The 20397-nt window shown below is 69.8% G+C and carries 23 protein-coding genes; 16 read left to right on the forward strand and 7 right to left on the reverse strand.

What is annotated here, in order from left to right; translation table 11 throughout:
* Nucleotides 1-21 precede the first annotated feature (21 nt).
* The 6 genes from OG870_RS32030 to OG870_RS32055 all read left to right on the forward strand — a co-directional run bounded on the left by OG870_RS32030 (nucleotide 22) and on the right by OG870_RS32055 (nucleotide 7508).
* Nucleotides 22-1818 carry an ABC transporter substrate-binding protein gene (locus OG870_RS32030; RefSeq protein WP_266521843.1) on the forward strand — a complete coding sequence of 599 codons (1797 nt, stop codon included), beginning with the start codon at nucleotides 22-24 and terminating at the stop codon, nucleotides 1816-1818.
* 110 nt (nucleotides 1819-1928) lie between these two features.
* On the forward strand, nucleotides 1929-2927 hold the full coding sequence (locus tag OG870_RS32035; RefSeq protein ID WP_266521845.1) for an ABC transporter permease: 999 nt from the start codon (nucleotides 1929-1931) through the stop codon (nucleotides 2925-2927).
* Nucleotides 2924-4021 carry an ABC transporter ATP-binding protein gene (locus tag OG870_RS32040; protein WP_266521847.1) on the forward strand — a complete coding sequence of 366 codons (1098 nt, stop codon included), beginning with the start codon at nucleotides 2924-2926 and terminating at the stop codon, nucleotides 4019-4021. The genes OG870_RS32035 and OG870_RS32040 overlap by 4 nt, the downstream gene beginning before the upstream one ends.
* A complete protein-coding gene (locus OG870_RS32045) occupies nucleotides 4018-5340 on the forward strand; it encodes an ABC transporter ATP-binding protein (protein WP_266590090.1) in 1323 nt (440 codons plus the stop codon). Before OG870_RS32040 ends, OG870_RS32045 begins: the two co-directional genes overlap by 4 nt.
* 97 nt (nucleotides 5341-5437) lie before the next feature.
* Nucleotides 5438-6829 (forward strand): M1 family metallopeptidase, encoded by a 1392-nt coding sequence (locus tag OG870_RS32050; protein WP_266590093.1) that lies wholly within the window; start codon nucleotides 5438-5440, stop codon nucleotides 6827-6829.
* Between the two features lie 22 nt (nucleotides 6830-6851).
* Nucleotides 6852-7508, forward strand: a complete 657-nt coding sequence (locus OG870_RS32055; RefSeq protein WP_266521851.1) for a trimeric intracellular cation channel family protein — start codon at nucleotides 6852-6854, stop codon at nucleotides 7506-7508.
* Here OG870_RS32055 and OG870_RS32060 read toward each other — a convergent pair.
* Nucleotides 7417-8640, reverse strand: coding sequence for an alpha/beta hydrolase (locus OG870_RS32060; RefSeq protein ID WP_266590095.1), 1224 nt, complete (start codon nucleotides 8638-8640; stop codon nucleotides 7417-7419). The two genes, OG870_RS32055 and OG870_RS32060, sit on opposite strands and share 92 nt — an antisense overlap.
* A gap of 162 nt (nucleotides 8641-8802) precedes the next feature.
* Here OG870_RS32060 and OG870_RS32065 point away from each other — a divergent pair, with 162 nt between their 5' ends.
* Nucleotides 8803-9663 (forward strand): thioesterase family protein, encoded by an 861-nt coding sequence (locus OG870_RS32065; protein WP_327691760.1) that lies wholly within the window; start codon nucleotides 8803-8805, stop codon nucleotides 9661-9663.
* Here the strand turns inward: OG870_RS32065 and OG870_RS32070 are convergent.
* Entirely contained in the window at nucleotides 9650-10237 is a 588-nt protein-coding gene (locus tag OG870_RS32070; RefSeq protein ID WP_327691761.1) for a TIGR03086 family metal-binding protein, read from the reverse strand. The two genes, OG870_RS32065 and OG870_RS32070, sit on opposite strands and share 14 nt — an antisense overlap.
* 102 nt (nucleotides 10238-10339) lie before the next feature.
* Here OG870_RS32070 and OG870_RS32075 point away from each other — a divergent pair, with 102 nt between their 5' ends.
* Together OG870_RS32075 and OG870_RS32080 are read left to right on the forward strand one after the other, a co-directional pair.
* Nucleotides 10340-11317, forward strand: coding sequence for a helix-turn-helix transcriptional regulator (locus OG870_RS32075; RefSeq protein WP_266521859.1), 978 nt, complete (start codon nucleotides 10340-10342; stop codon nucleotides 11315-11317).
* A 140-nt stretch (nucleotides 11318-11457) separates the two neighbouring features.
* Nucleotides 11458-11871 (forward strand): hypothetical protein, encoded by a 414-nt coding sequence (locus tag OG870_RS32080; protein WP_327691762.1) that lies wholly within the window; start codon nucleotides 11458-11460, stop codon nucleotides 11869-11871.
* A gap of 124 nt (nucleotides 11872-11995) precedes the next feature.
* On the opposite strand, the gene OG870_RS32085 is transcribed toward OG870_RS32080, so the two are convergent.
* Nucleotides 11996-12622 carry a TetR family transcriptional regulator gene (locus OG870_RS32085; protein WP_266521863.1) on the reverse strand — a complete coding sequence of 209 codons (627 nt, stop codon included), beginning with the start codon at nucleotides 12620-12622 and terminating at the stop codon, nucleotides 11996-11998.
* 145 nt (nucleotides 12623-12767) lie between these two features.
* Here OG870_RS32085 and OG870_RS32090 point away from each other — a divergent pair, with 145 nt between their 5' ends.
* From OG870_RS32090 to OG870_RS32100, 3 genes are all read left to right on the forward strand, one after another.
* Complete coding sequence (locus OG870_RS32090) at nucleotides 12768-12929, forward strand: hypothetical protein (RefSeq protein WP_181922309.1); 162 nt, start codon at nucleotides 12768-12770, stop codon at nucleotides 12927-12929.
* A 53-nt stretch (nucleotides 12930-12982) separates the two neighbouring features.
* A complete protein-coding gene (locus OG870_RS32095) occupies nucleotides 12983-13264 on the forward strand; it encodes a DUF4190 domain-containing protein (protein WP_266590102.1) in 282 nt (93 codons plus the stop codon).
* 119 nt (nucleotides 13265-13383) lie between these two features.
* Nucleotides 13384-14547, forward strand: a complete 1164-nt coding sequence (locus OG870_RS32100) for a cysteine desulfurase family protein (protein ID WP_327691763.1) — start codon at nucleotides 13384-13386, stop codon at nucleotides 14545-14547.
* An 8-nt stretch (nucleotides 14548-14555) separates the two neighbouring features.
* Here OG870_RS32100 and OG870_RS32105 read toward each other — a convergent pair whose 3' ends face one another.
* Nucleotides 14556-15215 carry an N-acetylmuramoyl-L-alanine amidase gene (locus tag OG870_RS32105; protein WP_327691764.1) on the reverse strand — a complete coding sequence of 220 codons (660 nt, stop codon included), beginning with the start codon at nucleotides 15213-15215 and terminating at the stop codon, nucleotides 14556-14558.
* A 59-nt stretch (nucleotides 15216-15274) separates the two neighbouring features.
* Here OG870_RS32105 and mnmA point away from each other — a divergent pair, with 59 nt between their 5' ends.
* Nucleotides 15275-16405 (forward strand): tRNA 2-thiouridine(34) synthase MnmA, encoded by a 1131-nt coding sequence (gene mnmA / locus OG870_RS32110; RefSeq protein ID WP_266843858.1) that lies wholly within the window; start codon nucleotides 15275-15277, stop codon nucleotides 16403-16405.
* Nucleotides 16406-16464: 59 nt separating this feature from the next.
* On the opposite strand, the gene OG870_RS32115 is transcribed toward mnmA, so the two are convergent.
* From OG870_RS32115 to OG870_RS32125, 3 genes are read right to left on the reverse strand one after another with little or no spacing between them, the layout of a single operon-like run.
* A complete protein-coding gene (locus tag OG870_RS32115; RefSeq protein ID WP_266843856.1) occupies nucleotides 16465-16875 on the reverse strand; it encodes a VOC family protein in 411 nt (136 codons plus the stop codon).
* 50 nt (nucleotides 16876-16925) lie between these two features.
* Nucleotides 16926-17711 (reverse strand): alpha/beta fold hydrolase, encoded by a 786-nt coding sequence (locus tag OG870_RS32120; RefSeq protein WP_266521888.1) that lies wholly within the window; start codon nucleotides 17709-17711, stop codon nucleotides 16926-16928.
* Nucleotides 17712-17758: 47 nt separating this feature from the next.
* Nucleotides 17759-18082, reverse strand: coding sequence for a DUF427 domain-containing protein (locus OG870_RS32125; RefSeq protein WP_266521890.1), 324 nt, complete (start codon nucleotides 18080-18082; stop codon nucleotides 17759-17761).
* A 50-nt stretch (nucleotides 18083-18132) separates the two neighbouring features.
* Between OG870_RS32125 and OG870_RS32130 the strand changes: the two genes are divergently transcribed.
* Genes OG870_RS32130 through OG870_RS32140 form a run of 3 tightly spaced genes read left to right on the forward strand, consistent with a single transcriptional unit; the run spans nucleotide 18133 to nucleotide 20384 of the window.
* A complete protein-coding gene (locus tag OG870_RS32130; RefSeq protein WP_266521892.1) occupies nucleotides 18133-18672 on the forward strand; it encodes a TIGR00730 family Rossman fold protein in 540 nt (179 codons plus the stop codon).
* 18 nt (nucleotides 18673-18690) lie between these two features.
* Nucleotides 18691-19389, forward strand: a complete 699-nt coding sequence (locus tag OG870_RS32135) for an SDR family oxidoreductase (RefSeq protein ID WP_266521894.1) — start codon at nucleotides 18691-18693, stop codon at nucleotides 19387-19389.
* Complete coding sequence (locus tag OG870_RS32140; RefSeq protein WP_266521901.1) at nucleotides 19386-20384, forward strand: methionine synthase; 999 nt, start codon at nucleotides 19386-19388, stop codon at nucleotides 20382-20384. The genes OG870_RS32135 and OG870_RS32140 overlap by 4 nt, the downstream gene beginning before the upstream one ends.
* The last annotated feature ends 13 nt before the right edge of the window (nucleotides 20385-20397 follow it).

The following is a 20397-nucleotide window of genomic DNA, read 5'->3' on the forward strand; positions in this document are numbered from 1 at the left end:
AAATCCGGAGGATCCGAGATCGTGACTACCCAACGCACCTCAGGGCGGCGTAAGCAGGCTTTGGCCGCTGCCGCCGCGGTCGCCGGCATGCTGACCATGGCGGCGTGCGGCGGCGGCAACGACGACGGCGGTTCGAAGAACGGTGCAGCCGGCTTCGACGCGGCGAACAACAAGGTCGCCCAGGCGTCGCAGGTCAAGAAGGGCGGCGAGCTGAAGTTCGTCACCACCCAGGACGCCGACTCGTGGGACACCACACGCGGTTACTACGGCTTCATGTGGGACTTCTCGCGCTACTACAGCCGCCAGCTGCTCACCTACAAGACCGAGCCGGGCGCCAAGGGCGCCGAGGTCACGCCGGACCTCGCCACGGACGAGGGCCAGGTCTCGGCCGACGGCAAGACGTACACCTTCCACCTACGTGACGGAATCACGTGGGAGGACGGCAAGGCGATCACGTCCCAGGACATCAAGTACGGCATCGAGCGCTCCTGGGCCCAGGACGTCCTGTCCGGCGGTCCGGTCTACCTGCAGCAGATGCTCGACCCCAACAAGACCTACAAGGGTCCGTACAAGGACACGTCCAAGGACAAGCTCGGCCTGAAGGCGATCGACACGCCCGACGCCAAGACGATCGTCTTCCACCTGCCGTCGGCGAACTCCGACTTCAAGCAGGTCCTGGCCATGACCTCGGCCTCGCCGGTCCGCCAGGACATGGACACCAAGTCCAAGTACGGTCTGAAGCCGTTCTCCTCCGGCCCGTACAAGTTCCAGTCGTACAGCCCGGGCAAGTCGCTGATCCTGGTCCGCAACACCAGCTGGAAGGCCTCCTCGGACCCGATCCGCAAGGCCTACCCGGACAAGATCTCGCTCACCATCTCGTCCAACCAGAGCGACTCCGACCAGCGTCTGATCAACGGCGACTACGACATCGACGCCAGCCAGACGGGTCTTGGCCCGCAGGGCCGCACCATCGCCCTGAAGCAGCACAAGGCCAACCTGGACAACCCGGTGTCCGGCTTCATCCGCTACGCGGTCTTCCCGCAGACGGTCAAGCCGTTCGACAACGTCGAGTGCCGCAAGGCCGTCATCTACGCCGCCGACCACGTCTCCCTGCAGACCGCGCGTGGCGGCCCCGTCGCCGGTGGCCTCATCGGCACCAACATGCTCCCGCCGTCGGTCCCGGGTTCCGAGGGCCAGAAGTACGACCCGTACAAGATCGCCGGTGAGAACAAGAACGGCAACGACGCCCTGGCCAAGCAGGCGCTGAAGGCCTGCGGTAAGCCGAACGGCTTCAAGACCACCATCGCGGTCCGCAACAACAAGCAGCAGGAGGTGGCCACGGCCACGTCCCTGCAGGCGGCGCTGAAGAAGGTCGGCATCCAGGCCGACATCTACCAGTACGACGGCTCGCAGAGCGCCGGCATCATCGGTGCCCCGGCCAACGTCGAGAAGAAGAAGCTCGGCATCATCATCATGGGCTGGGGTCCCGACTTCCCGAGCGTCCAGGGTTACGGCATCCCGCTGTGGAGCAGCAAGTACATCCTCCAGAGCGGTAACAACAACTTCGCCATGATCAAGGACAAGACGATCGACGGCCTCTTCGACCAGTACAACGCCACGAAGGCGACGGACGACGCGAAGAAGACCGAGATCGCCACGGAGATCAACCACAAGGTCAGCGAGGGCGCGTACTACCTGCCCTTCACCTTCGAGCGGCTGCTCAACTTCCGCGGCTCGAACCTGGCCAACGTGTACACGACGAACGCGTACAGCGGTTACTACGACTTCGTCAACCTCGGCCTGAAGTCCACGAAGTAAACCCGGCACACCCGCCGTACGGCACGAAAGGCAGGTGAAGGCCGGCGCGGCGTGACCGCGGGCCACCGGACAACCTCCGGAGGCCCGCGGTCCGCAGCGGGCCGTAAGCTGTGCTCGCTTACCTCCTCAGGCGGCTGTTCGCCGCCGCAGTGATGCTCGTGGTCATCATCCTGGTGGTCTTCAGCATCTTCTTCCTCGTCCCCAAGTGGGCGGGCGTGGACATCGCCACGAGCTTCGTGGGCAAGCAGGCCGACCCTGCGGCGGTCGAAGCCGTGCGGACGAAGCTGGGTCTGAGCGACCCGATCTTCATCCAGGTCTGGCACTTCTTCAAGGGCATCTTCGTGGGCCGCACCTACGCGGCCGGCGGCGACATCACCCACTGCTCCGCGCCGTGCTTCGGCTACTCCTTCCGCAGCGAGCAGGCCGTCTGGCCGGTGCTCACCGACCGCTTCCCGGTGACCCTGGGTCTGGCGCTCGGTGCCGCCGTGCTGTGGCTGGTCTTCGGTGTGGCCGCCGGTGTGCTCTCCGCGCTCAAGCGGGGCAGCCTCTGGGACCGCAGCGCGATGGTCATCGCCCTCAGCGGTGTCTCGCTGCCCATCTACTTCACCGGCCTGCTGTCGCTGGCGATCTTCAGCTACGGACTGGGCTGGATCGACGGCCAGTACGTGCCCCTCAGCCAGAGCGTCACCGGCTATCTCGGCGGCATGATCCTGCCGTGGGTCACCCTCGCGTTCCTGTACGCGGCGATGTACGCCCGGATCACCCGCGCCACCATGCTGGAGATCCTCGGCGAGGACTACATCCGCACCGCCCGCGCCAAGGGCCTCAGAGAACCCGTCGTCATCGGCAAGCACGCCATGCGCTCCACGATGACGCCCATCCTGACCATGCTCGGCATGGACCTCGGTGCTCTGATCGGCGGCGCGATCCTGACCGAGACCACGTTCAGCCTGCCCGGCCTCGGCCAGGCCGTCCTGAACGGCATCAAGAACCAGGACCTGCCCATCATTCTGGGCGTCACCCTGATCACCTCCCTCGCCGTGCTCATCGCCAACCTCGTGGTGGACGTCCTGTACGCCGTGATCGACCCCCGAGTGAGGCTCGCATGACCGAACTCAGCAAGACCGGAGCAGCCGTGGGCGAACCCACCTCGGCCTCGCCGGCCCCGACCTCCTTCCTGGAAGTGCGCGACCTGAAGGTGCACTTCCCGACCGACGACGGCCTGGTCAAGTCCGTCGACGGGCTCTCCTTCAAGCTGGAGAAGGGCAAGACCCTCGGCATCGTGGGCGAGTCGGGATCCGGCAAGTCGGTGACCTCGCTCGGCATCATGGGCCTGCACACCGCCGGCCAGTACGGCAAGCGCAAGGCGCAGATCTCCGGCGAGATCTGGCTGGACGGCACCGAGCTGCTGACCGCCGACCCGGACGACGTACGCAAGCTGCGCGGCCGTCAGATGGCGATGATCTTCCAGGACCCGCTGTCGGCGCTGCACCCGTACTACACGATCGGCCAGCAGATCGTGGAGGCGTACCGCATCCACCACAACGTCGACAAGAAGACCGCCAAGCGGCGCGCGGTCGAGATGCTCGACCGGGTGGGTATCCCGCAGCCGGACAAGCGGGTGGACAGCTACCCGCACGAGTTCTCCGGCGGTATGCGCCAGCGCGCGATGATCGCGATGTCGCTGGTCAACAACCCCGAACTGCTCATCGCGGACGAGCCGACGACCGCACTGGACGTGACCGTCCAGGCGCAGATCCTCGACCTGATCCGGGATCTGCAGAAGGAGTTCGGCTCCGCGGTCATCATCATCACCCACGACCTGGGCGTCGTCGCCGAGCTGGCCGACGACATCCTGGTGATGTACGGCGGCCGCTGCGTCGAGCGCGGTCCGGCCGACAAGGTGTTCTACGAGCCCCGCCACCCCTACACCTGGGGCCTGCTCGGCTCGATGCCGCGCCTCGACCGCGAGCAGCAGGAGCGCCTCATCCCGGTCAAGGGGTCCCCGCCCTCGCTGATCAACATCCCGTCCGGCTGCGCCTTCAACCCGCGCTGCCCGTACGCCGACATCCCGAAGGACAACGTCACCCGCACGGTCCGCCCCGAGCTGACCGAGGTCGGCAGCCAGCACTGGGCCGCCTGCCACATGACGCAGGAGCAGCGGGAGCGTATCTGGATCGAAGAGATTGCGCCGAAGCTGTGAGCGAGAACCCTAAGGACGCGGCAGTGGGCATCCCTGCGCAGAGCGATGGCAGCGTGGCCACCAGGGACGGGGCCGCCCCCGGCGAGACCCTGCTGAAGGTGACCGGGCTCCAGAAACACTTCCCGATCAAGAAGGGCCTGCTCCAGCGGCAGGTCGGCGCCGTGCACGCGGTCGACGGCATCGACTTCGAGGTCAAGTCCGGCGAGACGCTGGGCGTCGTGGGCGAGTCGGGCTGCGGCAAGTCGACCATGGGCCGGCTGATCACCCGGCTGCTGGAACCGACCGGCGGCACGGTCGAGTTCCAGGGCCAGGACATCACGCACCTCGGGGTGAGCGGCATGCGTCCGCTGCGCCGCGACGTGCAGATGATCTTCCAGGACCCGTACTCCTCGCTGAACCCGCGCCACACCATCGGCACGATCGTCGGCGCCCCCTTCAAGCTGCAGGGCGTCGAGCCCCAGGGCGGCATCAAGAAGGAGGTCCAGCGGCTGCTGTCGGTGGTCGGTCTCAACCCCGAGCACTACAACCGCTATCCGCACGAGTTCTCCGGCGGCCAGCGCCAGCGCATCGGCATCGCCCGCGCGCTCGCCCTGAACCCGAAGCTGGTCGTGGCGGACGAGCCGGTCTCCGCCCTTGACGTGTCGATCCAGGCCCAGGTCGTCAACCTGCTCGACGACCTCCAGCAGGAGCTGGGCCTGACGTACGTGATCATCGCGCACGACCTCTCCGTCGTGAGGCACGTCTCGGACCGGATCGCGGTGATGTACCTCGGCAAGATCGTCGAGCTGGCCGACCGCGAGGCGCTGTACAAGGCGCCGATGCACCCGTACACCAAGGCCCTGATGTCGGCGGTGCCGATCCCGGACCCGCGGCGCAGGAACGCCAAGAGCGAGCGCATCCTGCTCAAGGGGGACGTGCCCTCGCCGATCTCCCCGCCGAGCGGCTGCCGCTTCCACACCCGGTGCTGGAAGGCGACGGAGATCTGCAAGACGACCGAGCCGAAGCTCGTGGAGCTCAAGCCCGGCCAGCAGGTCGCCTGCCACCACCCCGAGAACTTCGAGGACCAGGCCCCGCAGGAGACGGTGCTGCTGACCATGGCCAAGGAGGCGGCCGAGCTGATCGCCGACGAGGTGCTCGCGGAGTCGGCGGAGACGTCGGCTGCCGTGGCGGCGGAGGTCGCGGAGACCACCGATGCCCCGAAGCCGACCGAGACCACCGCTGCCGCGAAGGTCACCGAGGTCACCGAGGTCACCGACGCCGACTCCACCGAGTCCGCCGTGACCCCGGAGGCCGAGAGCCAGGAGTCAACCGACAAGTAACGCATGACAAGTTGGCAAAGTCATGCACATGACCGAACGGGAGAGTTCAGAGTCGTCCGGGTCCGATTTATCGGCACACGCTCGGATAGGACGACTCATGAAACTCTCCCGTTCGTCACGCTTAGGAGCCGTCGCGACCGCGGCGGCTTCCTTCTTCGCCATCGCCGCCTCCGCGGCCCCCGCCCCGGGCGCCCCCGGAATCGGCGACACCTACTTCCCGAACCTGGGCAACGGCGGCTTCGACGCCCGGCACTACGCCCTCGACGTGGCGTACAACCCGGACACCGACCGCCTCGACGGCCGTACGACCCTCACCGCGCGCGCCACCCAGAACCTCTCCTCCTTCGACCTCGACCTGCAGAAACTCGAGGTCACCAGAGTCGAAGTGAACGGCAGACGCGCCCAGTTCACCCGTGACGGCGACGAACTGCACATCACCCCGCGCGACTCCCTCCACAAGGGCCACGACTTCACGGTCACCGTCACCTACGGCGGCGTCCCCGAAGCCCTCTCCGGCCCCATCGTCTTCGGCTCCGACTACGGATGGATGAAGACAGCCGACGGTGTCTTCGTCGCCTGCGAACCCAACGCCGCCTCCACCTGGTTCCCCTCCAGCGACCACCCCTCCGACAAGGCCACGTACGACATACGCATCAAGGCCCCCAAGGGCCTGACGGGCGTCTCCAACGGTCGGCTGGTCTCGACGTACGACAAGGGCGGTTCGACGTACGCCCATTGGCGCGAGAGCCGGCCCATGGCGACCTACCTCGCGACCGCCACCATCGGGAAGTTCGACGTGAAGACCGGCAGGACGCCCTCCGGGATCCCGATCTACGTCGCCATCGACCCCGTGCTCGCGAACAGCAACAGCGTCGACGTGTACGCCGTGACCGCCGCGGCAACCGACTACTGGTCGCAGGTCTTCGGGCCGTACCCCTTCGAGGAGACCGGCGCGATCGTCGACGACATGCCGGAGGCCGGGTTCTCGCTGGAGGTGCAGAGCAAGCCCGCCTACTCGGCCGTGCGCAACGAGACGACGATCGTGCACGAGCTGGCCCACCAGTGGTTCGGCGACTCCGTCTCGGTCGAGCACTGGAAGGACATCTGGCTCAACGAGGGCTTCGCCACGTACGCGCAGTGGCTGTGGGCCGAGCACCAGGGCACCCGCAGTGCCCACGACTCGTTCCTGGCCGGCTACAACTCCCGCCCGGCCGACAACGCCTTCTGGCAGACCGTCGTCGCCGACCCGCAGCGCGACACCATGTTCGCGTCAGCGGTCTACCAGCGCGGCGCGATGACCCTGCAGGCGCTGCGCGAGCGCATCGGGGACAAGGCGTTCTTCAAGCTGTTGCCGACGTGGACGAAGCTCCACCGCTACGGCAACGCCAACACCGCCGAGTTCATCAAGCTCGCCGAGAAGGTCTCCGGGCAGAAGCTCGACGACCTCTTCCAGAAGTGGCTCTTCACCACGGGCAAGCCGGCCCTGTAGTGACCCCTGAGTAGAATGTGGGGTGCTTCAGCAACTGTTCAGCCCCTCCGTCCAGCACACGCTCGACCTCGTCGGCATCTTCGTGTTCGCCATCTCCGGCGCGCTGCTGGCCGTCCGCAAGAACTTCGACGTCTTCGGCATCGCCGTGCTCGCCGAGGCCACCGCGCTGGGCGGAGGGCTGTTCCGTGACCTGATCATCGGCGCCGTACCGCCCGCCGCCTTCACGGACTTCGGCTACTTCGTCACCCCGCTGTTCGCCGCCCTTCTCGTCTTCTTCCTCCACCCGCACGTGGAACGCATCCAGGCCGGGGTGAACGTCTTCGACGCGGCCGGCCTCGGCCTGTTCTGCGTCGCCGGGACGACGAAGGCGTACGAGTACGGGCTCGGCCTCACCCAGTCGGCGACCCTCGGCCTCGCCACCGCCGTCGGCGGCGGTGTCCTGCGCGACGTGCTCGCCAACGAGGTGCCCTCGCTGCTGCGTTGGGACCGCGACCTGTACGCGGTCCCGGCGATCGTCGGTGCCACCATGGCCGTCCTGTGCATCCGCTACGACGCCCTCACCCCGCTCACGGGCGGGCTCGCGGCCCTCACCGCCTTCGTCCTGCGCCTGCTCGCGATGAAGTACCACTGGCGAGCGCCGCGTGCGTGGAACCGGCGCTCGACGGTGCGCGAGGAGTAGCGCCGTGGGCCCGGGCGTGATGCTGGCCCATTTCCACGGAGAGCCAGCGGAACGACGGGACCACCTGCGGCCGCCACAGCGCCATGTTGTGCCCGCCCGCGCTCTTCGGGATGAAGATGACGTGCACGGTCGTCGGTGCCTTCGCGCTCTGTTCGAGGGCGACGGCGGCCTCGTAGCCGTCGCGCGGCTGTCCGGAGACGTACAGGGCGATCCGCGGCGGGGTGGGGGACTTCTTCAGCAGCAGGTAGGGGTTGTTCTCGGCCCTGACCGTCGGGTTCTGCGCGGCGAGCGAGTTGCGTTCGCCGATCGGGTCGTTGTAGCCGGACATGCTGATCGCGGCCATGTAGCGGTCCGGGTGCGCCACCGCCAGCTTGACCGCGCAGTGCGCCCCGGCCGAGTACCCGGCGACCGCCCAGCCCCTGGGGGCGGGTTGGGCGCGGAAGTTGTCCATGACCATCTTCGGTACGTCTATGCTCAGCCAGCTGTCCGCGTTGACCTGGCCCGGGATGTTCGCGCAGCCCGTGTCGACCCCGGCCAGCAGGTTGGTGCGCGGGGCGACCAGGATGAACGGCGCGACCTGACCGCTCTGCATCAGCGGGGCCAGCTGCCGGGTCGCCTTCATCGAACCGAACCACGCCTTCGCCGAGCCCGGGTAGCCCGGCAGCAGCTCGACCACGGGGAACTTGTGGTGACGGTAGGCGGGCTGGTCGTACTGGGGCGGCAGCCAGACGTAGACCTCGGCGTTCACGCCGGAGACGCGGCCCTTGAGCTGGGTCTCGCGCACGCCGTTCATTCCCGGCCCGGTCGCCGGCGCGAAGTCCTGCTTGACCTTGGGCAGGCGCTTGAGAGCTATTCCGCCGGTGCCGTCGGCACCCAGATTGGCCGCCTGCTGCACATGGTTGCCCGTGCCGAGCAGGTCGGCCCAGTTGTCGTACAGGCTGTTGGCGTTGTTGACGAGCACGAAGACCAACGCGACCGCCGTCCCCTGGGCGAACAGCAGCATCAGCATCCGGCCCGCCGTACGCAGGGCTTTCGGTCCGTGGATCCGTGACCACAGGACGAGCGGCAGTATCAGTGCGATCGCGAAGAGCACGATCAGCGTGTAGAGGAACGGAGTCCCGGTGAGGCTCATGCCCCCATAGAGAGGGACAGGGGCGCCCGGGTTGAGGACGAGTGCGGACACTTACCAAGAAATTGCCGGAACCTCACTCGGGAGGACGGCCGAACGGCTCTGTTCATCCGTCCGTAACTCCAAAAGCTACCGCTTAGTAATTTCCCATTATACTGTTCAGGCATGCCAGAAGCAGCTTCAGCACCGGCCGTCCGGGCCGCCATCGGCGACAGCGAGTTCGACCGGGACACCGCGCTCACCCCGCGCGCGCCCGGTGTGTACGACATCGACCTGTCCGCCGGCTGGACCATCATCAACGCCGTGAACGGCGGCTATCTGCTGGCCGTCCTGGGCCGTGCGCTCGCGGACGCCCTGCCGCATTCCGACCCCTTCACGATCTCGGCGCACTACCTCACCGCGTCCCAGCCGGGCCCGGCGGTCGTCCGCACCGACGTCGTCCGCACCGGCCGCACCCTGTCGACCGGCCAGGCCTCGCTCTTCCAGTACGACGAGCAGGGCCGCGAGGTGGAACGCATCCGCGTCCTTGCCTCCTACGGTGACCTGGACGCCCTGCCCGACGACGTCCGTACGACGGCTCAGCCGTCCGTGATCCCGTCGCCGGACCAGTGCTTCGGTCCCCAGGACGGCCCGGCGCCGGTGTCCGGCAGCTCGGCCATCGCCGACCGCCTGATGATCAAGATCGACCCGTCGACCCTGGGCTGGGCGCTCGGAGCGCCGTCGGGCAAGGGCGAGATGCGTGCCTGGTTCGGCCTCGCCGACGGCCGCGACGCCGACCCCTTCTCGCTCCTCCTGGCGGTGGACGCGCTTCCGCCCACCGCCTTCGAGATCGGCCTGAAGGGCTGGGTGCCCACGGTGGAGCTCACGGTCCACGTCCGCTGCCGCCCGGCCCCCGGCCCCCTGCGCGTCTCGATCACCACCCGCAACCTCGCCGGCGGCTTCCTGGAGGAGGACGCGGAGGTCTGGGACAGCGCCGACCGCCTGGTCGCGCAGTCCCGCCAGCTGGCACGGGTCAGGCTCGGGTGAGCAGTTCCCGCCCCAGCCAGGCCGCCAACTGCCCGTAGACATCCGCCCCTTCGGGGGTGGGCCGGACCGAGGCGAACGGGGTGCGTTCGTCGCGGTCCGGGGCGGGCAGCACGCGGCGGGCCGTGGTGAGGGCAAAGTCGGCCAGCTCCGGGTCGAGTTCGAGCGGGTGACCGAGGGACTCGGAGAGGTCCCAGGTGTGGGTGACCAGTTCCATGACGTAGCCCGACAGGGCGGCGTGCCCCGGGACCTCGCCCCAGGGCACGCGGACCGGGGCCGCCATGCGGTCGTCGCCCGACCATGCCTTGAGCACTCGCGTGCGGGCCTCGTCGTACGCGGCCGTCCAGCCGTCGTCCGCCACCCCGTCGGCGAAGGGGTGCACGGCGAGCCCGTCGCCGCCCTCGCCGACGACCGCGATGCGCAGGGTGCCGCCGACGACATGGCTGAGCAGTGTGCGGACGTCGAACTCGGTACAGGGGGTCCGGCCGGTCAGGTGCTCGGGGCGTACGGTCGCGATGAGCGTCGCCGCCTGCTCGGTGGCGCGGGCGTACACGGGGCGGGGGTCGATGGCGTTCACAAGGGGCCTCTCTGTCGTGGGCTGTGAGGAGAGAGTCGCCGCATAACCTGACAGTTCCCGTCAACATTTGCCGCGGTCCTCGACCGGCGGGATTCTGGTGCCGTGAAGTCCGATCGCCTGCTCTCGATCCTGCTGCTCCTGCAGACCCGCGGCCGCGTCCCCGCGCATGAACTCGCCGGGCGGCTGGAGGTGTCCGTGCGCACCATCTACCGCGACGTCGAGGCACTGTCGGCCGCCGGCGTCCCGGTCTACGCCGAACGCGGGCGACACGGCGGCATCGAGTTGCTCGCCGGGTTCCGTACGGACGTCACGGGGCTGACCGCCGACGAGTCCCGGGCCCTGTTCATCCTGGCCGCACAGGGCGCGCACGCCGCGCTCGGCCTGGACACGGCGCTCGGCTCGGCGCTGCGCAAGGTGATGGCCGCGCTGCCGGCGCCGTACCGCCCGGCCGCCGAGGTGACCTCCCGGCGCATCCTCGTCGACGCCACGCGCTGGAAGGGCGGCCCACAGCCCGCCGTCGACCTGGACACCCTCCAGGACGCCGTCTTCACCGACCGCCGGCTGCGGCTGCGCTACCGGCACAGCGGGCAGCAGGAAGCGCGGACGTACACCGTCGATCCGTACGGCCTCGTGTCGAAGGCGGGCGTCTGGTACCTCGTCGCCGACCGCCGCACGAAACCGCAGCTGTTCCGCGCCGACCGGGTGCGGTCCGCCGCCGTCCTGGACGACCGGGTGAAGCGGCGGCCCGGCGTCGAACTCGCCGACGTCTGGGAGGTGTTGCGCCGCCAGGTGGAGGAGCGCCCCGGCGGGCTCGACGTCACCGTCCGCGTGCGGCGCGACCGCCTCGACATGTTCCTGCGGCTGAACGCCTCACAGCTCGCGGGGCTCCCCGACGACGACGGCGCGAGCGAGTGGGTGACCGTGCGGCTGTCGTACGGCGTCGCCCGCGAGGCCCGCCAACTGCTCGCGTTCTCCGATCGGGTCGAGGTCCTCTCGCCGCCCGAGGTACGCGAGGAAGTGGCCGCGGCGGCCGCTCGTGTCACGGAGTTGTACCAGCGAGTGGACGACGGGCCGGTGTGAAGTCGCAGGTCGGCGCGGTGTCTTGAGATTGGCTTTACCCGGGTCACAGGCCGGGGACAGGGCGGCCCCAAGGAAGCCCTAAGCGCCGTTGATTGAGTGTCCGCCTCAAGGTTCCCTCACCTTCCGTGGAGTTGTTTCTCATGAAGAGCGTGCGTCTCGTCCCCGCAGTCGCCCTCCTGGCGCTCTCGCCCCTGGTCCTGGCGGCCTGCGGCTCGGGCGACTCGTCGTCGTCCTCGAACAGCGGCAACTCCGGGCAGCGGCAGGCCTGCCAGGCACCGACCGGCAACGCGACCGCCAAGCGGTCGGGCGCCCCTTCGGGTGCACCTTCGGGCGCCCCCACCGGCAAGGCGACCGCCAGGCCGTCCGGCGCCCCCTCGGGCATGCCCAGCGGTGCGCCCAGTGGTGCGCCCAGCGCGGGTGCCGCGGCGCGCGGTAGTCGGGGCGGCGCTGGCGGAGGCGGGCAGGGCGGCGGCTGCGGCGGCGGTCAGGGTGGTCCCGGCGGAGGCGGCGCCGCACCCAGCGGCGCTCCGACCGCGCAGGCGGCCAAGAACTGACCCCAAGCGTCGTACGACAGGGGCCGCACTCCCTTGAACGGGGGTGCCGCCCCTGAGTATCGCCAGGTCGCCAGGTCGCCAGGTCGCCAGGTCGCCAGGTCGCCAGGTCGCACGGGTGTCGGGCTCAGCCGGTCCAGTGGTGCCGTCCGATGCTGATCAGCCGCATCTGCCGGGTCGCGACGTGCGCGACCCGCGCGCGTTCCTCCTCCGGACCCTCCAGCGCCTCCAGGAACAGGGATGCCGTGATCAGCATCTGGTCCACGTACAGATGGGCCAGCATGAGCAGGTCGTCGTCGTCCCAGCCCGCGGACTCGTCGTCCTTGGCCAGCTCGGCCCTCACCTCCTCGGCGAACCGGGCCAGTTGCTCCCGGATGGCCTCCCGCACCGGCTGGACCCCGCTGTGCCGCTCACGGGCGATGAAACGGACGTGAGCGGGGTACGCGTCCACATGGCCGGCGATCAACTCGACGGCGCGCACGATGCGTTCCTCGCTGGAGTCGGCCGTGGTCACCGTCGTCCGGATCATGGGGTGCAGGCTGCCCAGCGCCTCCTCGACCAGGGCCACGCCCAGGTCCGCCGTGGAGCGGAAGTGGCGGTAGAAGGCGGTCGGGGCGACGCCGACGGCGCGGGTGACCTCGCGCAGGCCCAGACTGCTCAGGCTCTGCTCCTCCAGCAGGCCCAACGCCGCGTCCAGGAGCGCCTGTCGGGTCTTCTGCTTCTGGACCTGCCGGATACCGAGGGTGTGACTCATGTCATCCAGTTAACAACTGTTCTCCGGAATTGAAAAGTCCTCAGGCGCGCTAGACTCTCAAGTCAGTGAACAAGTGTTACTACAAGCGTTCACCGAAATGTCACGAGAGGCGTCCCCGCGGGACGCCGGAGGGGGATCGAATCCCATGCTGTTCCTCGTCGCCGCACTCATGCTGCTCGGCGTAGTCCTGGGCACCGTGGCCCACGCGCCGCTGACCGTCACCGCCCTCGTCGCCGTCGGCATCGCCGTCTGGCTCGGCATCTTCGCCGCCCGCGAGCGCCACAGCCGCCGCACCTCGGCCAACTGACCCACCGCGCACCGCCACCGACCGCCCGACCCGACACCCTGGAGCTGAGCACGATGCAACTCACCGCCCCGGCCACGAGCCGCACCGACACCACCCGCACCCCCGCCCGCGACGCCGACGGCATGGCCGTCGCGTCCTTCATCCTCGGCCTCCTCGGCCTCCTCGTGCTCAACGTCTTCCTCGGCCCCGTCGCGATCATCCTGGCCTCGGTCGCCCTGTGGCGCGGCACCACCCGCCGCGGCCGCGCGTTCCTGGGCATGGGGCTGGGCGTGGCCGACCTGGTGGTCCTGGTGATCTCCATGCAGATGGCCAACACGGTCTCCTGGAACCTGTGAGCCCGAGGCGCACACCATGAACGACGGCCGGCCTCCCCGAGGACGACGGGGTTCGGCCGCCGAGCCGCCCGGCCTCGGCGCACTGCCGGTGGCGGCGGCCCCGTAGAATCGGCCCCACCATGGCTTACCTCGACCACGCCGCGACCACCCCGATGCTCCCCGAGGCAGTCGAGGCGATGACCGCCCAGCTGAGCGTCACGGGCAACGCCTCCTCCCTCCACGCCTCCGGCCGGCAGGCCCGCCGCACCGTCGAGGAGGCCCGCGAGACCCTCGCCGAAGCGCTCGGCGCCCGCCCCAGCGAGGTCGTTCTCACCTCCGGCGGCACCGAGGCCGACAACCTCGCGGTGAAGGGCCTGTACTGGTCCCGCCGCGACGCCGACCCGGCCCGCACCCGCGTTCTCGCCAGCCCCGTCGAGCACCACGCCGTCCTCGACGCCGTCCACTGGCTCGGCGACCACGAGGGCGCCACCGTCGAGTACCTCCCGGTCGACCCGTACGGACGCGTCCACCCCGAAGCGTTGCGCGAGGCTGTCGCCCGCAACCCCGACGACGTGGCCCTCGCGACCGTGATGTGGGCGAACAACGAGATCGGCACCATCACGCCGGTGCGCGAACTCGCCGACGTGGCACGGGAGTTCGGCGTCCCGCTGCATGCCGACGCCGTCCAGGCCTTCGGCCAGGTCCCCGTCGACTTCGCCGCCTCCGGCCTCGCCGCGATGACGGTCTCGGGCCACAAGATCGGCGGCCCGTACGGCATCGGAGCGCTGCTCCTCGGCCGCGAGTACACCCCCGTGCCCGTCCTGCACGGCGGCGGCCAGGAGCGCCATGTCCGCTCCGGCACCCTCGACGTCCCCGCCGTCGCCTCCTTCGCGGTGGCCGGCCGGCTGGCCGCGGAGCAGCGCGAGTGGTTCGCGCGGGAGATCGGGGCCCTGCGCGACGGCCTGGTCGAGGCGGTCCGTACGGCCGTCCCCGACGCGATCCTCGGCGGCGACCCGGTGGACCGCCTCCCGGCCAACGCCCACTTCACGTTCCCGGGCTGCGAGGGCGACTCCCTGCTGCTGCTCCTGGACGCCCAGGGCATCGAGTGCTCCACCGGCTCCGCCTGCACCGCGGGCGTCGCGCAGCCCAGCCACGTACTGCTGGCCACCGGCACCGACCCCGACCTGGCCCGCGGCACCCTGCGCTTCTCCCTCGGCCACACCTCCACGGAGGCGGACATCGAGGCCCTGGCGAAGGCGATCGGCCCCGCGGTCGAGCGCGCCCGCGCCGCGGGGCTGACCTGAGGGGCGATTCAGGACTTCGTCGACGAAGCCTGGTGTACGAGCTTCATGTACCGGTCCCAGTCCCAGTGCGGCCCAGGGTCGGTGTGGTCCGTGCCCGGCACCTGCACATGCCCGATGATGTGCTCCCGGTCGACGGGTATGCTGTAGCGCCCGCATATCCCGGCCGTCAGCCGCGCGGAGTTCGTGTACATCGCGTCCGTGAACGACGACGCGCGCTCCACGAAGCCCTCGTGCTCGATGCCGACACTGCGTTCGTTGTACTCCCGGTTGCCCGTGTGGAACGCCACGTCCAGCTCGCGGATCATCTGCGTGATGTGCCCGTCCCTGCGGACGATGTAGTGGGCCGCTGCTTGGTGGCCCGGATCCTGGAAGACCTTGACCGCGCTCGCGAAGCTGCCCTGGGTGACATGGATGACCACCCGGTCTATCGAGTAGTCGTCCGGCCGGTCGGCCCGCCGGTAGTTCGCCGAGGAGGCCGCCACCCAGCGGGCGTCCCGGAAGTCGACCGCACCCGGCACCCGCGGCTTCTCCACCCCCGGCAGCCGCCACCACAGGTGCGACAGCTCCTCGCGCGCCAGCACGGCGGTGCCGACGGCGGCCGCCGCCCCGCCCAGCAGCAGCGCACGGCGCCCGATGCGCCGGTCCGAGTCGCTCTTCTTCGCCCCCATGTGATCACCAACGGATACTCGTGGGCTTCGGTTCCCGTGGCCCTTACCCTTGAAGGGCTATGACTGACACCCCGCAGCCCTTCCGCCCCCTTCGTGTACTCGCCGCCATGTCCGGCGGAGTGGATTCAGCCGTCGCCGCCGCCCGGGCGGCGGAAGCCGGCCACGACGTGACCGGTGTCCACCTGGCGCTGTCCGCGAACCCGCAGTCGTTCCGCACGGGCGCGCGTGGCTGTTGCACCATCGAGGACTCGCGTGACGCCCGCCGCGCCGCGGACGTCATCGGCATCCCGTTCTACGTCTGGGACCTCGCCGACCGCTTCCGCGAGGACGTGGTCGAGGACTTCGTCGCCGAGTACGAGGCGGGGCGCACCCCGAACCCCTGCCTGCGCTGCAACGAGAAGATCAAGTTCGCCGCGCTGCTCGACAAGGCCCTGGCCCTCGGCTTCGACGCCGTCTGCACCGGCCACTACGCCCAGGTCGTCGTGAACCCGGACGGCACGCGCGAACTGCACCGTGCCTCCGACATGGCCAAGGACCAGTCGTACGTCCTCGGCGTCCTGGACGAGAAGCAGCTGGCGCACGCGCTCTTCCCGCTGGGTGACACGGTGACCACCAAGGGCGAGATCCGCGCGGAGGCCGAGCGCCGCGGTCTCGCGGTCGCCAAGAAGCCCGACTCGCACGACATCTGCTTCATCGCCGACGGCGACACCCAGGGCTTCCTCGCGAACCGGCTGGGCACGCACGAGGGCGACATCGTCGACGAGTCCGGCGCCAAGCTGGGCACGCACGAGGGCGCGTACGGCTTCACCATCGGCCAGCGCAAGGGCCTGCGTATCGGCACCCCGGCACCCGACGGCAAGCCGCGCTACGTCCTCGACATCTCGCCGGTGAACAACACGGTGACGGTCGGCCCGGCCGCCGCCCTGGACGTGACCGGGCTGACCGCGATCAAGCCCCGCTGGTGCGGCACCGCCCCGTCCGGCTCCGGCACCTACACGGCCCAGCTGCGCGCCCACGGCGGCGAGACCGAGGTCACCGCCGAACTGGTCGACGCCACCCTGGAGGTGTCGTTCACGGAGCCGGTCCGCGGCGTCGCCCCCGGACAGGCGATCGTGCTGTACGACGGCACGCGCGTGGTGGGTTCGGCGACGATCGCCTCGACCACGCGCGCGACGGCGGCCGTCGGCTAGAAGAGGGGCTGCCCGGCCCCACGGCCGGACAGCCCCTCACCAAGATCTTCATCGACCTTCTAGTCGTGCTTGGGCCAGCTGGGGCCCTGATCGGTCCAGACAACACCCTTGTTGCGGCAGAGACAGAAGGGGTGGCCGATGGGGTCGGTGTAGACGCGGAAGCCGTAGCCGTCGGGGCCGGTGCAGTCCCGCTGCAGGGTCGCGCCGAGGGCCAGGACGCGGCGCTGTTCGGCCTCGACGTCGTCGACTTCGAAGTCGAGGTGGAACTGCTTGGGGTGCTCGCCGTCGGGCCACTGCGGGGCGCGGTAGTCCTCCACCTGGATGAAGGCCAGTTCGATCTCGCCGAACTGGATACCGGCCCAGTTCCCGTTACTGCCCTCCTTGACCGGGAGCCCCGTCACCTCGGAGTAGAAGGCTGCCAGCTTCATCGTGTCCGGGCAGTCGATGATGAAGTCGGTTAGTCGTAGCATCCCGCGATCTTGCCACAAGGCCAAGTGAGCCTGACTCTGAGACAGAACACCTAGGGCGCCGACGAGAAGAACTCCGCCAGCACCGGCGCGAGTACATTGGGATCGACCATGTGGGTCTGGCCCTCCAGGGTCCGGTACGTCCCCTGGGGTGCCGTTTCGGCCACGGCCCGGGCGGCCTCACGCAGCCAGGAGGGGCTCACGGAGCCCGCGGCGGACAGGACGGGCACGCCGATCGAGGCCAGCCGCGCCCGCGGCACCAGACCGCCGCCCATCACGGCGTTGTCGTACGCGAGACTCGGCGCGATGGCCTCCATGCCCGCCCACATGGGGGCCCGGCGGGCACCCTGGATCATCTCCTCGGCCATGCCCGTCAGCCGCAGGAACAGCTCGACCGCGTCCCCGCGCCGGCCGTCCCCGAGCGCCTCGGTGAGGTGCTCGGTGTACTCGGCGAGCCGCTCCGCGCCACCTTCGTAGACGACGAACGGCACCTCGTACACCGCGACCTGACGCACCGGCAGCCCGCTCGCCGCCGCCTCCAGGACGAGCGCGCCGCCCGACGAGATGCCGTAGAGCGACGCCTCACCGCCCGCCACGTCGATGAGCGCGGCCAGGTCCTCGACCTCGCGGGCCACCGCGTAGGGCGCCGTGTCGCCGCTGCCACCGCGGCCGCGGCGGTCGTAGGCGATGACGCTGAAGCGGTCCGAGAGGAGCCCGGCGAGGGGCGCCACCGTGGCGCCCGTAGACATCGCTCCGCTCACCAGGATGACCGCCGGGCCCTGTCCGGTCCGTTCATACGCGACGGACGTGCCGTCGCGTGAAGTGGTCTTCTTGTCCATGCCTCTGGAGACTGCCCCACCACAGGGGATTAGTCGCGCTCAATCGCTCACGACACTTCCACTTCGTAGAAGCAGAAGTGGTCCTTGATCCCGGCGACGTCGGGCTTGGGATCGGGGTAGCCCCAGACGAGGTCTGCCGCGTCCGGGGTCGACCAGTAGGAGGCGGTGCCCTTGAACGGGCAGTACGTGTGCGTGTCGGACGGCGTCAGCAGGTCGAGGCGGACGTCCTCGGGCGGGATGTAGTACCGCACCGGACAGCCCGTCTCGCGCAGCACGAGAGCCCGGTCGCTCTCCGCCAGAACCTGGTCGCCGTGCACCACGCGCACGTGCTGGTCGTCCTGCTCGATGGTGATCGTGTGTCCTTCGGCCATACCCGCACAGCGCTCGGGGCCGCCCGGTTCTTCCCGCGTACCGTGACCTCATGCGAATCTGCGTGTTTCTCTCCGCCGCCGACCTCGACGACCGCTACACGCGCCCCGCGCGTGACTTCGCGAAACTGCTGGGCAAGGGCGGGCACACGCTCGTGTGGGGCGGTTCGGACGTCGGTCTGATGAAAGTGGTCGCCGACGGCGTGCAGGAGGCGGGAGGGCGGCTGTGCGGGGTCTCCGTGGACTTCCTCGCGGCCAAGGCACGGCAGGGCGCGGACGAGATGGTGATCGCTCGTGACCTCGCCGAGCGCAAAAGGCTGCTCCTGGAGAAGGCCGACGCCGTGGTGATCATGGTGGGCGGCACGGGAACACTCGACGAGGCCACCGAGATCCTCGAACTGAAGAAGCACGGGCACACCGACAAGCCCGTCGTCCTGCTCAACACCGCGGGCTTCTACGACGGCCTCAAGGAGCAGTTCCGGCGCATGGACGACGAGGGGTTCCTGCCCCGTCCGCTCACCGACCTGGTGTTCTTCGCGGAGGAGCCGGTGGGCGCGCTGGCCTACCTGGAGGAGAGCCGGGGCGTCGCATGACCCCGGCGTGATGCGAGCATGGCGGACATGGCTACACATGTGATCACCGGGGCGGGCTCCGGCATCGGCGCGGCCGTCGCTCGCCGCCTCCACGCGCGCGGGGACGAACTCGTGCTGCACGCGCGCGACGCGGGCCGCGCGAAGGAGCTGGCCGCCGAGTTCCCCGGGGCGAGGACGCTGGTGGGCGATCTGGCCGACCCGGACAGGCTGAGCTGGGCCTTCTCCCACCAGTCCCTGCCCGACCGCGTGGACTCGTTGCTGCACATCGCGGGGGTGGTCGACCTGGGCCCGGTGGGTGAACTGACCCCGAAGGCCTGGCGTCACCAGCTCAACGTCAACCTCATCGCCCCGGCCGAGCTGACCCGTCACCTCCTGCCCCAACTGCGGGCGGCGCACGGGCATGTGGTGTTCGTGAACTCGGGAGCGGGCCTGCGGGCGAGCGCCGAATGGTCGGCGTACGCGGCGTCGAAGCACGGCCTGAAGGCGCTCGCGGACTCGCTGCGAGCCGAGGAGCACGACAGCGGCGTCCGCGTCACCTCGGTCTACCCGGGCCGCACGGCGAGCCCCATGCAGGCCAAGGTCCACCAGCAGGAGGGCAAGGAGTACGACGCCTCGCAGTGGATCGACCCCGAGTCGGTGGCGACGACGATCGTGATGTCCCTCGACCTGCCGAGGGACGCAGAGGTCAACGACCTGACGGTGAGGCCGGGACGGTGACCGGATTCAGTTTCGGTGCCGCCACCGGTGTCGGCTCCATGCCCGGGGGCGACGCCCGCGAGGCCGCCAAGACGGTCACCGGCAGCTGCGAGGACTTCCCGTTCCTGCCCGAGCTGCCCGCCCGAGGCCCCGGCGCCGACATGATCGGACGGACCGCAGGGCTGCTCGTCGAGCTGTACGCGCGCGTGGAGCCCAGCGGCTGGCGGATCGGGGACCGGCCGGGGCGGGACACCAAGCGCGCCAGGTCCTGGCTCGGCGAGGACCTCGACGCGCTGGAGGAGTTCACGCAGGGGTACGCGGGCCCGCTCAAGGTGCAGGCCGTGGGGCCCTGGACGCTGGCCGCCGCGCTGGAGCTGAGGAACGGCGAGTCGGCACTGTCCGACACCGGCGCCCGCCGTGACCTCGCCGGCTCCCTCGCCGAGGGCCTGCGCCTGCACCTGGAGGAGATGCGGCGACGCGTCCCCGGAGCCCAACTCGTCCTCCAGCTCGACGAACCCTCCCTCACCTCCGTACTCCGCGGCCATGTGAAGACCGCCAGCGGCTACCGCACCCACCGCGCTGTCGACCGCCAGGTCGTCGAGGCCACGCTCCGCGACGTCATCGGGGTTCACAGCGACGGCCCGGCCGTGGTCCACTCCTGCGCACCGGATGTCCCGTTCGCCCTGCTGCGCCGGGCGGGCGCGACGGCGATCTCCTTCGACTTCTCGCTTCTCACCGAGCGTGACGACGACACGATCGGCGAGGCGGTGGAAGGGGGGACCCGGCTCTTCGCCGGTGTCGTGCCGGGGACGGACGGCCCGTTGTCAGACCCTGCCGGTAGCGTCATGGGTGTCAGGACGCTGTGGCGCAGGCTGGGGCTGCAACCGGGGCTTCTCGCGGAGGCGGTCACGATCACGCCGTCGTGCGGACTCGCGGGGGCCTCCCCGGATTACGCACGCAGGGCGCTCGCCCACTGCGTCCGGGCGGCGAGATCCCTCGCGGACAACCCAGAGTAACGGGAGGACACAA

Origin of the sequence: Streptomyces sp. NBC_00461 (assembly GCF_036013935.1) — a bacterium.
Classification (GTDB): Bacteria; Actinomycetota; Actinomycetes; order Streptomycetales; family Streptomycetaceae; genus Streptomyces.